Source organism: Amycolatopsis sp. cmx-8-4 (assembly GCF_046548675.1).
GTDB lineage: Bacteria > Actinomycetota > Actinomycetes > Mycobacteriales > Pseudonocardiaceae > Amycolatopsis.
Window position 1 is genome coordinate 202,641 of the sequence record NZ_JAEBDZ010000008.1, and the last position, 13,711, is coordinate 216,351.

General features: G+C 71.5%; 14 protein-coding genes and 1 pseudogene. 9 read left to right on the forward strand and 6 right to left on the reverse strand.

Going from position 1 to position 13,711, the window contains the following annotated elements; translation table 11 throughout:
* Window positions 1–8 precede the first annotated feature (8 nt).
* Window positions 9–320 (forward strand): helix-turn-helix domain-containing protein, encoded by a 312-nt coding sequence (locus tag ACLJQZ_RS19330; protein WP_410621367.1) that lies wholly within the window; start codon window positions 9–11, stop codon window positions 318–320.
* Window positions 320–2,674 (forward strand): hypothetical protein, encoded by a 2,355-nt coding sequence (locus tag ACLJQZ_RS19335; RefSeq protein ID WP_410621368.1) that lies wholly within the window; start codon window positions 320–322, stop codon window positions 2,672–2,674. Before ACLJQZ_RS19330 ends, ACLJQZ_RS19335 begins: the two co-directional genes overlap by 1 nt.
* Before the next feature lie 107 nt (window positions 2,675–2,781).
* Here ACLJQZ_RS19335 and ACLJQZ_RS19340 read toward each other — a convergent pair whose 3' ends face one another.
* The 3 genes from ACLJQZ_RS19340 to ACLJQZ_RS19350 all read right to left on the reverse strand — a co-directional run bounded on the left by ACLJQZ_RS19340 (window position 2,782) and on the right by ACLJQZ_RS19350 (window position 5,810).
* Window positions 2,782–4,005, reverse strand: a complete 1,224-nt coding sequence (locus ACLJQZ_RS19340) for a glycosyltransferase (RefSeq protein WP_410621369.1) — start codon at window positions 4,003–4,005, stop codon at window positions 2,782–2,784.
* A 138-nt stretch (window positions 4,006–4,143) separates the two neighbouring features.
* The gene (locus ACLJQZ_RS19345) at window positions 4,144–4,965 is read right to left on the reverse strand and encodes a hydrolase (RefSeq protein WP_410621370.1); all 822 of its coding nucleotides are present in this window, start codon (window positions 4,963–4,965) and stop codon (window positions 4,144–4,146) included.
* Window positions 4,962–5,810, reverse strand: coding sequence for an alpha/beta fold hydrolase (locus ACLJQZ_RS19350; RefSeq protein ID WP_410621371.1), 849 nt, complete (start codon window positions 5,808–5,810; stop codon window positions 4,962–4,964). The genes ACLJQZ_RS19345 and ACLJQZ_RS19350 overlap by 4 nt, the downstream gene beginning before the upstream one ends.
* A gap of 98 nt (window positions 5,811–5,908) precedes the next feature.
* Here ACLJQZ_RS19350 and ACLJQZ_RS19355 point away from each other — a divergent pair, with 98 nt between their 5' ends.
* From ACLJQZ_RS19355 to ACLJQZ_RS19365, 3 genes are read left to right on the forward strand one after another with little or no spacing between them, the layout of a single operon-like run.
* On the forward strand, window positions 5,909–6,280 hold the full coding sequence (locus ACLJQZ_RS19355) for a winged helix-turn-helix transcriptional regulator (RefSeq protein WP_410621372.1): 372 nt from the start codon (window positions 5,909–5,911) through the stop codon (window positions 6,278–6,280).
* A 55-nt stretch (window positions 6,281–6,335) separates the two neighbouring features.
* Window positions 6,336–7,475, forward strand: a complete 1,140-nt coding sequence (locus tag ACLJQZ_RS19360; protein ID WP_410621373.1) for a serine hydrolase domain-containing protein — start codon at window positions 6,336–6,338, stop codon at window positions 7,473–7,475.
* Between the two features lie 7 nt (window positions 7,476–7,482).
* Window positions 7,483–8,031, forward strand: coding sequence for a hypothetical protein (locus ACLJQZ_RS19365; RefSeq protein ID WP_410621374.1), 549 nt, complete (start codon window positions 7,483–7,485; stop codon window positions 8,029–8,031).
* A 7-nt stretch (window positions 8,032–8,038) separates the two neighbouring features.
* On the opposite strand, the gene ACLJQZ_RS19370 is transcribed toward ACLJQZ_RS19365, so the two are convergent.
* Window positions 8,039–8,407, reverse strand: a complete 369-nt coding sequence (locus ACLJQZ_RS19370) for a VOC family protein (protein ID WP_410621375.1) — start codon at window positions 8,405–8,407, stop codon at window positions 8,039–8,041.
* 86 nt (window positions 8,408–8,493) lie between these two features.
* Between ACLJQZ_RS19370 and ACLJQZ_RS19375 the strand changes: the two genes are divergently transcribed.
* A complete protein-coding gene (locus ACLJQZ_RS19375) occupies window positions 8,494–9,123 on the forward strand; it encodes a winged helix-turn-helix transcriptional regulator (protein ID WP_410621376.1) in 630 nt (209 codons plus the stop codon).
* A gap of 4 nt (window positions 9,124–9,127) precedes the next feature.
* On the opposite strand, the gene ACLJQZ_RS19380 is transcribed toward ACLJQZ_RS19375, so the two are convergent.
* Entirely contained in the window at window positions 9,128–9,979 is an 852-nt protein-coding gene (locus ACLJQZ_RS19380) for an SDR family oxidoreductase (RefSeq protein WP_410621377.1), read from the reverse strand.
* A gap of 77 nt (window positions 9,980–10,056) precedes the next feature.
* On the opposite strand from ACLJQZ_RS19380, the gene ACLJQZ_RS19385 reads away from it, so the two are divergent.
* The gene (locus ACLJQZ_RS19385; protein ID WP_410621378.1) at window positions 10,057–10,971 is read left to right on the forward strand and encodes a helix-turn-helix transcriptional regulator; all 915 of its coding nucleotides are present in this window, start codon (window positions 10,057–10,059) and stop codon (window positions 10,969–10,971) included.
* Here ACLJQZ_RS19385 and ACLJQZ_RS19390 read toward each other — a convergent pair.
* A pseudogene (locus tag ACLJQZ_RS19390) lies at window positions 10,887–11,351 on the reverse strand (MFS transporter); the annotation flags it as partial. The gene ACLJQZ_RS19385 and the pseudogene ACLJQZ_RS19390 overlap by 85 nt on opposite strands.
* Window positions 11,352–11,632: 281 nt before the next feature.
* Between ACLJQZ_RS19390 and ACLJQZ_RS19395 the strand changes: the two are divergent.
* The gene (locus ACLJQZ_RS19395; protein WP_410621379.1) at window positions 11,633–12,208 is read left to right on the forward strand and encodes a PadR family transcriptional regulator; all 576 of its coding nucleotides are present in this window, start codon (window positions 11,633–11,635) and stop codon (window positions 12,206–12,208) included.
* Between the two features lie 10 nt (window positions 12,209–12,218).
* Window positions 12,219–13,652, forward strand: coding sequence for an FAD-dependent monooxygenase (locus ACLJQZ_RS19400; protein ID WP_410621380.1), 1,434 nt, complete (start codon window positions 12,219–12,221; stop codon window positions 13,650–13,652).
* Window positions 13,653–13,711: the final 59 nt, after the last annotated feature.

Below are 13,711 nucleotides of genomic sequence, written 5' to 3' on the forward strand. Positions count from 1 at the left end.
TCCGCAAAATGGGCCACACCTGGCACCTGCGCACCCGCATGGCCGAGAAAGGCCTGTTCCAAACCTCGGACCTGGTGCCACTGCTGGCCGACCGCGGCATCCACCTGTCCCGCGAACAGGTCTACCGGATGGTCACCCAGCCCCCGCAACGATTGTCACTGGACACCCTCGCCGCACTCTGCGACATCCTCGGCGCCACCCCGAACGACCTGATCGAGATCACCACTGCCTCCACCCAGGTCCGCAAAACCGGCACTACCGACGGCACCAGCAAGCCGACACCGCGGCGCACGACAATCCGCCGGCCACAAGGACTCTGATGACCACGGCCGCATTCCGCACCGACGTGGCCGCACCCACCTACGGGGTCACCCTACGGGCGAAGATCGCCGCGGACAACCTCACCGACCTCGGTGCCTGGATCGCCGCGGCCATCACCGGCCTCGACGAACCCAGGGCTCGCGAGATCACCGAGTCCGTCACCCGAGGCCGCAAAGGCCTCTCACTGCTGCACCGGCATCTGCGCACCCACCCCGACGCGCTCTACTCTGGCGACTCGGACTGCCCGACTGTGTTCCTGCGGCTCGCGGGATCTCTGACCAGAGCCGGATATTCGGTGACACCACTGCGCTGCCACGGATGCGGCCGCGGCGGACTCACCCTGAACTGCCACATCCCCGGCGGGCGGCTCTGCGGCACCTGCGCCAACGCCCACCGCGCGCGGCCCTGCAGCCGCTGCGGTCGGGTCCGCACGGTTCACGCCCGCGAGAACGGACAGCCCGTCTGCCAGCCCTGCTACAGCAACGATCCGGCCAACGGCACCCGTTGCTGGGCCTGCGGCGACCTCGCGCGGATCTCCGCGCACACAACAGACGGACACCCGATCTGCCGACGCTGCTACCGGCCGCCGACCCAGAACTGCATCCATTGTGGACGGAACAAACGAGCTCGTGTCCGCACCGGCGACGGCCCTGTCTGCGCCACCTGCGTGAAACACCCACCGAGGCGCTGCCAGCGCTGCGGCACGATCACCAAACTCGCTACGCGCAGCGACGCCCACGTTGACCTCTGCCGCACCTGCCTCCCGGCCCGCAACCACACTCCATGTCATCTCTGCGGACGATTCGGCCCCTGGCGGACAAGTAAGCGGCTGGACGGGAAGAAGACCTGCCCAGACTGTCTTCGCGCCACATTCACCGCACAGCAACAGCAATGCGCCCTCTGCCACCAGAGCAGCCGGATCATCACCACCTGGCCACTGGGCCCGATCTGCGGCACCTGCTACAAACGCACCCGCACCCACCGCGACACCTGCGCCCACTGCGGCAACACAGAAATCCTTCTCGGCCGTGACACCACCGGCGCCGGACTCTGCGCCACCTGCAGCGGCACAACGCGCCACAACTACCGCTGCACCCGATGCGGCGACACCGGCTTCTTCCTTACCGCCGGCCTCTGCACCCGCTGCCAGGCAAGCGACCGAGTCCACAAACTGCTCGCAGACAACGCCGATCACATCCCCACCCAACTCGAACCGTTCGCTGAAGCACTACGCACCGCCGAATCACCCGAAGCCGTCCTGCACTGGCTACGCCCCGGCCAGCCCGCCACCACGATCCTGAACCACCTCAACGCCACTGGCGAACCCATCAGCCATGACCTACTCGACACCGTAGAGCAAACCCTTGCCCTGCACCGATTACGCCAAACCCTCATCCACACCAAGGTCCTGCCTGACCGGGCCGACTACCTCGAACGCCTCGTCCCCTGGCTGGAAGACCAGCTTCGCGGCCACCCACCGGACCAAGCTCATCTGCTCCGCACCTACACGCACTGGACCCTGCTACGCCGAGCCCGCCAGCGGACCCGAACCCGCCCGTTCACTCCCTGCGCGGGCAACTGGCTCCGCACCCGCGTTCGCGCCACCCTCAACTTCCTGACCTGGCTCGACCAGCAACACCTCACCCTGGCCACCGTGACCCAGACCGCGATCGACCGCTGGCTGACCGTGACCCCCACAGACGCCACCTACGCAGCGCGAGAATTCCTATACTGGGCAAGACAACATCGCCTGGCCGGCGACGTGACCATTCCGAAGAAACCCCATCGCAGCAGCCTCGCGCCGATCACCGAGGACGACCGCTGGACACAACTGCGACGCTGCCTACACGAGCAGACCCTGCCCACCGCAGTCCGCGCCGCCGGAGCCCTCGTCCTGCTCTTCGGACTCCCCGTCAGCCGCATCACCACCCTGCGACACCAAGACATCCACACAAACCGCGACGGCACCACCTGGCTGCAGATGACCCACCACAGACTCCTGCTCCCCGCAGCCGTTGCCGCCTTACTGCGCGACCAACGCGACCACGGCACCGGCACGGCCACGCTCGCCCGCAACCAACACCACTGGCTATTCCCCGGCGGGCTCCCCGGACGACCCACCCGCGACGGCCTCTACCGCGCGCTCCGCGCGCACCTGCCCGTCCACCTCCGCCGCGCCCGCAGCGCCGCCCTCGCAGCACTCGCCGCCCACATCCCCGCCGCCGTCCTCGCACAACTACTCGACCTCAACATCAACACCGCCATCACCTGGGCCAACTACGCCCAACACGACTGGAGCACCTACCTCGCAGCCCGCACAAACACAGGGAATACGGCAGGGTTCGAATACTGACAGTCCACCAGTTGCCTGAGCCGCGATGCGCGGGCCGCCCGACTCACGGTCGTCGAACGAACCACGCCGCGCGTCGCTGGGTGCGACGTGCGGCGCGGCTCACCCGGCTACTGACGTCCCTGGCTCGCGACGTCGAGGAGCGTCTTCGCGGCCACCGTCGCCCCGTCGTCGCGGATCGTGCCCGCCACCGATTGGGCTCGGGTCCGCATCTCGGGCGTCAGGGCCGTGGTGAAGGCGGCCGACAGCGACTCGGCCGTCGGGGTCGGGCCCTCGTGCGCTACTCCGATGCCCAGCCCGGCCACCCGCTCCGCCCAGTACGGCTGGTCCGCGATCCGGGGCACCACCACCTGGGGCGCGCCCGCCCGGGCGGCCGTGGTCGTGGTGCCCGCGCCGCCGTGGTGGACGACCGCGGCCACCCGGCGGAACAGCGCCTGCTGGTTGACCTCGCCGACGACGAAGCAGTCCTCGGCGTCGTCGATCGCGGTCAGGCCGGCCCAGCCGCGGCCGAGGACGACCCGGCGGCCCTGCGCGCGGGCCGCTTCGGTGGCTTCGCGGGCGATGCCCTCCGGGGCGTACGCGGCCATGCTGCCGAAGCCCACGTAGACCGGCGGTTCGCCGGCGTCCAGGAACGCCTCCAGGTCGTCCGGCAGCGGCCGGTCGTCGGGCAGGATCCACGCCCCGGACTGCACCAGGTCGAGGTTCGTCATGCCCTCGGACGGGCACAGCGCCGGGTCCGCCGCCAGCCACGGCCGGTCGGTGAACACGTGGTCGCGGACGTTGTCCACCGGCGGCAGGCCGATCGCCGCCCGCCGGCTGTTCAACTCCGGGCCGTACAGCGCGTTCACCCGCTCGGCGTCCTGCGCCCACCGCACCTCGAGGTCGGTCTCCTCGGCCGGTGACGGCGTGCCCGGCCGCATGCCCGGCGCGAACTGCCGCGACGGCAGCCCGAAGATGTGGAAACACGCGTACACGTACGGGATGCCCCGCTTTTCGGCCACGTCCCGGGCGCCGGCCGGCAACAGGCCGGTCGCCAGCAGCACGTCACATTCCCCGGCCACCGCGCCGAGCGTTTCGAACCGCGCGGCGACCAGTGCGGGAGCGAGCTTGAACGCGTCCGCCCCGGTCGGCGGTTTCGGGTTGGCGACCACCGAATGCACCGTCGGGCCGAGCGGCACCAGCGGGACCCCGGCCCGCTCCAGCAGCGCCACGAAATCGTCGTCCGGCGGCGCCGCGACCAGCGCCTCCGCCCCCAGCTCCCGCAACGCCACCGCGAGCCCCACCAGCGGTTCGACGTCCCCGCGCGATCCCCACGTCGTCAGCAAAACACGCACTTAAGAATCCCCATTTCCCCTGTTCACGGCCTACGGCGGGCCATTCTGCGGCATCACCCCGGCCTTGCCGCAAGCCCCGGGGTCGGCTATAAATTGAAGGGGGCGAGGAAATACTTCTTTCGGGTGCGCGATTCCCGTTCAGCCGAGGTGGTCGTTCGCGCCACTCACCCAGTCGATGTAGCGCTCCGCGGACCGGCGCACCGCGCCCTTCGCGTCACCGAGCACCGTCCCGCCCAGCAGGCCGTACAGCCGATCGAACTCGTACGGCTCGAGCCGGTCGACGATCCGCCGCACCAGCCCCGCGGAAAGCGGGATCTTGTTCGGGTAGCTGCGCATGAACGTCACCCAGCCCGCGTCCACGACGGGCACGATCGTGTCGCCGGTCAGCAGCACGCCGCCGGTGTCGTTGCCGACGTGGGCCACGGCGGCGCCGGGGAAGTGGCCGCCCGCCTCGACGAGCGTCACGCCGGGCAGGACCCGCTCGGTGCCGGACCACTCCCGCAGCACCGGGTCCTCGCGCCGCACCCACCGCCGGTCGGCGGCGTGCACCAGCACCGGGACGCGCCCGAGGCGGTGGCTCCAGCTGACCTGCGAGCCGTACATGTGCGGGTGGCTGGCCACGATCACCGCGGCCCCGCCCAGCTCCTCGATCTTCGCGACCAGGGCCGGGTCGAGGTGGTTCGGCGGGTCCCACAGCAGGTTGCCTTCGGACGTCCGCACGAGGTGCGTCCACTGGCCGATGCCGAACGGCGGTTCGCGGTTGAACCGGTGCAGGCCCGGTTCCAGTTCGTGGTGCACGACTTCGCGGCTGTCGGCCGCGAGTTTCTCCAGGGTGGTCCACACCTGACCGGAGGCGGGCACCCATTGCCGTTCGTCCGCGCAGATCGCGCACACGCCGGCCGGGGGTTGTTCGGTGTCGGGGTGCTCGACCCCGCAGGTTCCGCAGATCCAGATCGTCATGGCGCCAGTCTTGAAGCTCCAGTAAGGTCGAGGTCAAGGAAAGAAGTCAGCAGGGGCACCAGGACGTCCGGGCGGTCCAGCGGGACGATGTGCCCGCAGTCCTCGACGAGGTGCGCCGTGAGGTCGTCGGCGATCGGCCGCAACTGGTTCGCGAGAGTGTCGCCGACCGGGTGAGCACCGATCGCCAGTGTCGGCACCGTGAGACGACCGACCTCCGCGATCTGCGCGGCACTCGTGGGCATGGCGCGGTAGTGCTCGAACGCGCACCGCAGGGATTCGCGCCCGGTGTACGCGGCGACGAAGTGGTCGCGGATCTCCGGTGCTACCCCACGGCCGCGCGTGCCGGCGTCCAGGAACCAGCCGATGTAGTCCGCTTCGTGGCCGGCCAGGACCGTCTCGGCGAGGCCGGGCACGGCGTGGAAGCCGAACCACCACGGCGGGCCGCCGGCGAGGAAGGCTTCGGCGCCGGGCAGCCGGCCGAGCAGCGACTCCATCAGGACGAGCCGCCGGACGCGCTCGGGGCGTCGCAGCGCGAGCAAGAACGCGGGTGGGGTGCCCGCGTCGATGCCGACGACCGCCGCCGTCGGCTCGCCCAGCGCGTCGAGGAGGGCCTCGGCGTCCAGGGCGAGGTTTCCGGCGTCGTAGCCGCCGTCGGCGCGCGTCGTCGCGCCGAGACCACGCAGGTCCGGCGCGAGGACGCGGTGGTCGCGAGCCAGGTGCGGGATGACCTCCGACCAGAGCCGCCAGGTGTGCGGGAAGCCGTGCAACAGCAGGACCGCGGGCCCTTCCCCGGCGTCGGCGACGTTGATCTCGATGCCGTTCGCTTCGACCCGATACTCGCGCACGCTGTCTCCTCCACAGTTACCATTGGTTACTACCAAACGGTAGGTAACAGCGTTCCAAGAGCCAAGAAGGCACTTTCACGACAGGTGGTGAGCTCCAGGTGCCCCCCTCCGGAAGAGGCGACCTCTTCGACCCGAAGTGCCCGACGCGCCGGCTGCTGGACCGGATCGGCACGAAGTGGACGTCGATGGCGGTCAAGGTGCTGGCCGAGGCCGAGCCGGATGAAGTGCGGTTCGCCGAGCTGCAACGGCGAATGCCGGGTGTCTCGCAGAAGATGCTGTCGGTGACCTTGCGGAGCCTGACGCGCGACGGCCTGGTCGCGCGCCGGGTGGAGGCGACAGTGCCGCCGAAGGTGCACTACCGGCTGACGGACCTGGGCCGGTCGCTCGAAGTGCCGCTCGCCGCGCTGCGGAACTGGGCGGAGGAGAACATGGTGGCCGTCGACCGGGCGCGGGACCTCGATCCGGGATAGCGCACGGCGTTCACTCTTGCCCCTGACATCAATGTCAGGTTCTACCGTAGGTCGCATGACCGACATCCACGGAACGCACGACGCCCGCTTCGACGACGTCCGCGCCGCGCTCGAGAAGAACGTCGACACCGGTGACGAACTGGGCGCGTCCCTCGTCGTCGACCTCGACGGCGACGTCGTCGTCGATCTCTGGGGCGGCTTCCGCGACCAGTCCCGCACCGTCCCGTGGGACGAGCACACCATCACCAACGTGTGGTCGACGACGAAGACCGTGACCAGCCTGGCCGCGTTGATGCTCGTCGACCGCGGCGACCTCGACGTCCACGCGCCGGTCGCGAGGTACTGGCCGGAGTTCGCGGCCAACGGCAAGGAGGACGTCGAGGTCCGGCACCTGCTGTCGCACACTTCCGGCGTCTCCGGCCTGGAGCAGCCCGCGGCGGTCGAGGACCTCTACGACCTGGAGACGTCGACCGCCCGGATGGCCGCGCAGGCGCCGTGGTGGACGCCCGGGACGGCTTCGGGCTACCACGCGGCGAACTTCGGGCACCTGGTCGGCGAGGTCGTCCGCCGGGTGAGCGGGAAGCCGTTGAAGGCGTTCGTCGCCGAGGAGATCGCCGGGCCGCTGGGCGCCGACTTCCAGATCGGGGCCGCCGAAGCGGACTGGGACCGGATCGCGGACGTCGTCCCGCCGCCGCCCGCGGAGTTCGACCTCGTGGCGCTGGGCGCGGACAGCGTGATCGTCAAGACGCTGACCGGGCCGGTCATCGACGCGAACGTGGCGAACACGCCGGCGTGGCGCCGCGCGGACCTGGGCGCGGTGAACGGGCACGGCAACGCGCGGTCGGTCGCGCGGATGCTGTCGGCGCTGGCCCGCGGCGGCACGGTCGACGGCGTCCGCCTGCTCGGCCCGGACACGATCGACGTGATCTTCGAGGAACAGGCCAACGGCGTCGACCTCGGGCTCGGCGTCCCGTTGCGCTGGGGCATCGGCTACGGGCTGCCGCTGCGGGAGGCGGTGCCGTGGATCCCGGACGGCCGCATCTGCTTCTGGGGCGGCTGGGGCGGTTCGATGATCATCATGGACCTCGACCGGCGGCTGACGATCTCGTACATGATGAACCGGATGGGCCCGGGCGTCATCGGCTCCGACCGCAGCGGCACGTACGTCCAGGCGGTTTACGACGCCCTGGGATGATCCCGGCATGGACTCGGGGACGACCACGCAGCTGATCACCGTCGGCGCGACGCTCGGCGGGGTGGTGCTGACCCTGCTGACCACGACGTTCGTGGAGGGTCGCAAGCTGAAGGCGACCCAGCTGACCGAAGCGCGGAAGCGCGCGGCGGACCGCGCCACCTGGCTGCGCGACGAGCGCGTCAAGGCGTACGCCGGCCTTTCGACGGCGAGCGAGGAAGCGTTCCAGCTGATCCGGTCGGAGTTCCCCGGGCTGCTGAAGAACCGGGAGACGGTCGAGGCCCGATGGCGCGAACGCCGCGGCGAGCTCCGCAAGGCGTACAACCAGGTGGAGCTCTTCGGCACCGACGAACCCCGCCGTCGCGGCAAGGAACTGTGGAAGGCGGCCCGCAACGGCGTGAACGGCGTCCTCGCCGAACTGGACGCCACACTGGACACTGAGGAAACGTTGGTGCGCAAGGAAAGCCTCGACCGGGTGCTGACCGGGATCAGCGAAGCGGGCGAACGGTTCCTGGAGGCGTGCCGCGCCGACGTCCAGGGCACGGCCGAGGAGCACTGAGCTTCGGTCAGGCCGGGCCCGCGAGGCCGATCAGGTTGCCTTCCGGGTCGGTGAAGTGGGCGACCACCAGGTCGCGGCCCGGCGCGCGGTCCGGGCCCATGCGGCGCGTGCCGCCCAGGCGTTCGGCCTGCTCCAGCGCCGCCGCGACGTCCGGGACGCCCACGTAGAACACCGTCTGCCGCGTGAAAGACGCGCCGCCGCCGACGCCTCCCGGGATGCCGTCCGTTTCGACGAAGCCGTAGTTTCCCGGCTCCGACACCTGGTCCGACACCGGGCCCGACGTGTCGAACTCCCAGCCGAACAGCTCGCCGTAGTACCCGCGCAGCCGGGCCGGGTCGGTGCCGATGATCTCGAAGTGCACGACCGGAGAGGCCATGACCGGTTCCTTCCGTTCGACGTCCAGAGCCTCACCGTAGGCCACGGTAGTTGTTAAAAACAACCTCAAGGTTGTAAATTAGCGTCATGCCGACCAGTCGCAGCTACGGAGACGCGTGCGCCACCGCCCGCGCGCTCGACGTCGTCGGAGAGCGGTGGGCGCTGCTCGTCGTGCGCGAGCTGCTCCTGGGGCCGCAACGGTTTTCCGACGTCCGCCGCGCGCTGCCGGGTGCCAGTTCGAACCTGGTCACCGACCGGCTTCGCGAGCTTGAAGGCCGGGGCGTCGTGACTCGCCGGACGCTGCCGCCGCCCGCCGGTTCGACGGTCTACGAGCTGACCGCGTGGGGCCGGGAGCTGGAGCCGATCGTGCTCGCGCTGGGCGCGTGGGCCGCGCAAGTCCCGCTCCCCCGGGATGCGACGCTCGGCGCGACGTCGGTGCTGCTGTTCCTCCGCGGCTCCGCGCGCCCGCGCGGGAATGCCTGCTACCGCGTCGAACTGGACAGTCGCGTGTGGACGGTCCGCACCGAACCTGGGCGGCTGACCGTCGAGCCGGGTGAGCCGGCCGATCCGGACGCCGTCGTCCGAACCGACCCGCACACCCTCAACGCACTCCTCGAAAAGCCCGCCGGCCTCGACGCCGCGCTCGCCGACGGCCGCGTCACGATCGAGGGTGACCGGAAAGCCGTCCGCAGGCTGCTGCGCGAGCACGAAGCCTGAGTGTTCAGGCGAAATCGGCGGCGTGGTCCGCGGCCCATTCCGTGAAGCCACGCGCCGGGCGGCCGGTCACCACCTGGACCGTCTCCGTCGTCGGCTGGGGCCGGTCCACCAGCGCTGCCAGCCGCCGGATCCGCGCTTCGACGACGTCCGCCGAACCGACCGCGCCCAGGCCCCGCACTTTGAACGCCGTCGTCAGCTCACGGCGGTAGTCGTCGAGGTCCTGGACTTCGACGCGCACCGGCCGCCCGGTGGCGAGCCCGATCAGCTCGGCCTGGCGCCGCACGGTCAGCGACTCGGGCCCGGTCAGCGTGTACTCCGCGCCGAGGTGCCCGGCCGCCGTCAGCGCGCACGCGGCGACGGCGGCGATGTCCGACTCGTGGATCAGCGCCGAGTGCGAGCCGGGGAACGGGTCGCGCACCACGCCGGCCGTCCGGATCGGCTCGGTCCACAGCAGCCGGTTGGCCGCGAACCCGCCCGGACGCAGGAACGTCCACGGGATTCCCGAGCCGCGCACCGCCTGTTCGGCTTCGCCGTGGGCGCGGGTGATGGCGTCGTCCGACGTCGGGTCGGCGCCCGCCGCGGACAGCAGGACCACCTGCGCCAGGCCGCCCGCGCGGGAGAGGAACCCGCCGAGCCCGGCCGTCCCGGCGTAGAGGAACACCTTCGTGACGCCGTTCAGGGCCGCGTCCCAGCTCTCGGGCCGGGCCAGGTCGGCCGCGACCACTTCGACGCCGCCGGGCAGCCGGGCGCGGCTCGGGTCCCGGCCGGCCGCGCGTACGGGCTGCCCCGCGTCGAGCAGCTGTCCCACCAGCGCGCGGGCGACGTTCCCGCGGGCTCCGGTCACCAGAATCGTCATGCGCCCAGGCTCGTCCCGATCCGGGCGACCGGGGTAGGCCAATCGGTACCACCCCGGGCCGGGGTGATGATGGCACGGTGGACAGCGTGGAACTGAGCGGTTTCCTGCGCAGCCGCCGCGCGCGGCTGCAGCCGGGCGACGTCGGGCTCGTGCCCGGCCCGCGACGCCAGACGCCGGGGTTGCGGCGCACGGAAGTCGCGCTGCTGGCCGGGATCTCCGTCGACTACTACGTGCGGCTCGAGCAGGGCCGCGGGCCGAGGCCGTCGGAGCAGGTCCTCGCCGCGCTCGGGCGGGCGCTGCGGCTGACCGGCGACGAGCACGCCTACCTGCGGCGGCTGGCCCACCCGGCACCGGTGACCCCGCCGCGCGAAGTGCCCGCCAACGTCCTGCGGCTGCTCGACCGCCTCGACGACGTGCCCGCGATGGTGATCGACGCCGGGTTCGACATGGTCGCCTGGAACCGGATGCTCGTCGCGCTGATCGGCGACCCGGCCGGCTGGCCGCCACGGCGTCGCAACCGGCTGCGCCGACTGTTCGACACCGGCGACACGATCACCGGCAACCGGCTGGACCTGGCCCGGCTGTGCGTCGCGGACCTGCGCGCGAGCGGCCGGTACCCGGCCGATCCGGCGGTCCGGTCGCTCGTGGACGAGCTGCGGGAAACGAGCCCGGAGTTCGCCCGGCTGTGGGCCGAGCGGGAGGTCGCGGTGCAGCGGACGCTGACCAAGCGGACCGTCCACCCGGTGGCCGGCGCGTTGGAGCTCGACTGCGAGATCCTCGCGGTCCCGGGCCACGAGCACCGGCTGCTCGTCTACACCGCGGCGCCGGGCACTCCGTCGGCCGAGGGGCTGCGGCGGCTGGCTTCCCGCAGTGACGGCGCCAGCGCGAAGATCCCGAGCGTCACCACGACCGCCGACGACAACGCCCAGTGCAGCCCGACCCGCGTCGCGAGCGCGCCGACCAGGACCGGCTCGACCAGGAACCCCAGGTAACCGCAGGCGGCGACGGCGGCCACCGCCTGGCCCGGCTTGTCCGCCTGCTTGCGGCTCGCCACGCTCCACGCGATCGGCACGATCCCGGCCACACCGAGCCCGACCACGGCGAACCCGAGCACCACGGCGATCGGCCACGGCGCGAACAGAACCACGGCGAACCCCAGCACCGCGACCGCGGTCGCCACGCGCGCGAACCGCACCGCGCCCGTCCGGGCCACGACCCGGTCGGCGACCAGGCGGATCGCGATCATCGTCGTCGAGAAGGCGAAGTAGCCCAGGGACGCCAGGGCGGGCGTCGCGCCGGTGACGTCGGCGAGGTACACCGCGCTCCAGCTGTTGACCGCGCCCTCGGCGACGAACCCGCAGAACGCGATCACGCCGAGCGGCCGCTACGTCTCCGGGGTGACGGCGCTCGACGTGCGCTGACGTCAGACGTGGTGCACCGACTCGAGTGTGTTCGCCGAGACGAAGCTCAGTCGGTGCCGCATCGTCGCCTCGGTCAGCAGGTCCACCAGCTCGCGCCGCCGCGAGCCCGGCTCCTCGAACTGTCGATATCGCAGTACGCCATGCTCCGCGCCCTGTTGCTTACCCGCATCGGGAACCTGACTTGACCGCACCCGTATAGTCGGAACCGACTAATAGGGAGCGACTGAAGACCATGGCAGCCCGCAAGATTCGCAACACCCTGGCGCTGGCCCTGCTGGGCCTGCTGCTGGAACGCCCGATGCACCCGTACGAAATGGCGTCCACGCTGCGCGAACGGCACAAGGACTCCAGCTTCAAGATCAACCCGGGGTCGCTCTACGACACCGTGGAATCCCTGGCCAAGCACCGCTGGATCGAGCCGGTCGAGACGGTCCGGGAGGGCAACCGGCCGGAGCGGACCGTCTACACGCACACCGAGCTCGGCCGGCAGGAGTTCGTCGCCTGGCTGGACGAGCTCGTGCGCGTGCCGGTCGACGAGTACCCGAAGTTCGTCGCGGCGGTCAGCTACCTCGGCGCGCTCGGGCCCGAGCGCGCCGCCGACGCGCTGGAAGAACGCGCCCGCCACCTCGCCGCCCGCGTCGAAGGCGCGGAGACGGCGTTGGCGGGCACGGTCGGCCAGGGCGCGCCGCGGCTGTTCATGATCGAGGTCGAGTACGTCCGGCACGCGTGGCAGGCCGAGCTCGACTGGGCCCGCCGCACGGCCGCCGAAATCCGCAGTGGCTCCCTGCCCTGGCCCGAAACCTTCTGAGGGGAAGACCGTGCCCGATCTCGAAACCGACGTCCTCGTCGCCGGCGCCGGACCCGCCGGCCTGCTGCTCGCCGCGGAGCTCGCGCTGGCCGGCGTGCGAACCACCGTCGTCGAACGGCTCCCGGAAAAGCCGCCGTACTGCCGTGGCTTCAACCTGAACTCGCGGTCGCTGGACCTGCTGGCGCGGCGCGGGCTGGCCGAAGGCCTGGTCGCCGAAGGACACCAGGTGCCGCACGCGCCGGCGACCGGCATGCCCGAGCCGCTGCTGCTCGACGGCGCCACCACCGACCACCCGTTCTCCCTCGGCATCCCGCAGACGCGGGTCGAGGAGGTCCTGGAAGCCCGTGCGCTCGACCTCGGCGCGGAACTGTCGCGCGGCCACGAACTGCGGAGCTTCACGCAGGACGCGGACGGCGTCACCGTGGAGATCCACAATGGACTGACCGTCCGGGCGCGGTACCTCGCCGGCTGCGACGGCGGGCGCAGCACCGTGCGCAAGCGGGCCGGGATCGGCTTCCCCGGCGTCGACGCGCGGTGGTTCGCACTGCTCGGCGACGTCGAATGCGAGCTGCCGTACGGGGTTTCGGCCGGCCCGGACGGCCGGACGCTGTTCGTCATCCCGCGGCCGGGGTACGTCCGGATCATCGTCCGGGAGGACGACCCGCCCGCGGACAAGGACACACCCGTCACGTTCGACCGGCTCCAATCCCAAGTGGACAATGTGCTCGGCCGGCACGTCGAGCTGCGTGAACCGCGCTGGCTGACCCGGTTCGGCGACGCGGCCCGGCTGGCCGAGCGCTACCGCGAAGGCCGGGTCCTGCTGGCCGGCGACGCCGCGCACATCCACCCGCCGGCCGGCGCGATCGGCGTCAACGTCGCGCTCGACGACGCGTTCAACCTCGGCTGGAAGCTCGCCGCGACGGTGCGCGGGACCGCGCCCGAGGGCCTGCTCGACACCTACCACGCCGAGCGGCACGCGGCGGGCGAACACATCCTGGCCAACACCCGGGCGCAGGTCGCGCTCTCGGAGGCCGCGGCGGCGGAACCGCTGGCCGACCTGATGCGCCGCGTCGCCACGCACCCCGCGGGCAAGCTCGCGCTGGCCGAGATCATCACCGGCCTCGACGCCCGCTACGAGCCGGCCGGGCACCCGTGGCTCGGCCGCCTCGCCCCGGACCTCCCCCTGCGGGGCGAGGTGACCCACCTCGCCGCGCTGCTGCACCCCGGCCGTCCGGTGCTCCTCGACCTGACGCCCGAGCGCGCCTTCGCCGCGTGGGCACCGGGAATCGACGTGGTCGCCGCACAGTCCACTTCGGACGTCGGCGCACTGCTGCTGCGCCCGGACGGCCACGTCGCCTGGCTGACGACCGGCTCGGACGACACCGGGCTGGCCGAAGCGATCCACCGCTGGGTCGGCGATATCCCGATCCCGGCGCCCGCTTGACCAATGCGCCCCAATGTGGCGTTGGGTGCGTTGGACGCACCGAACGCCACATTGGGTGC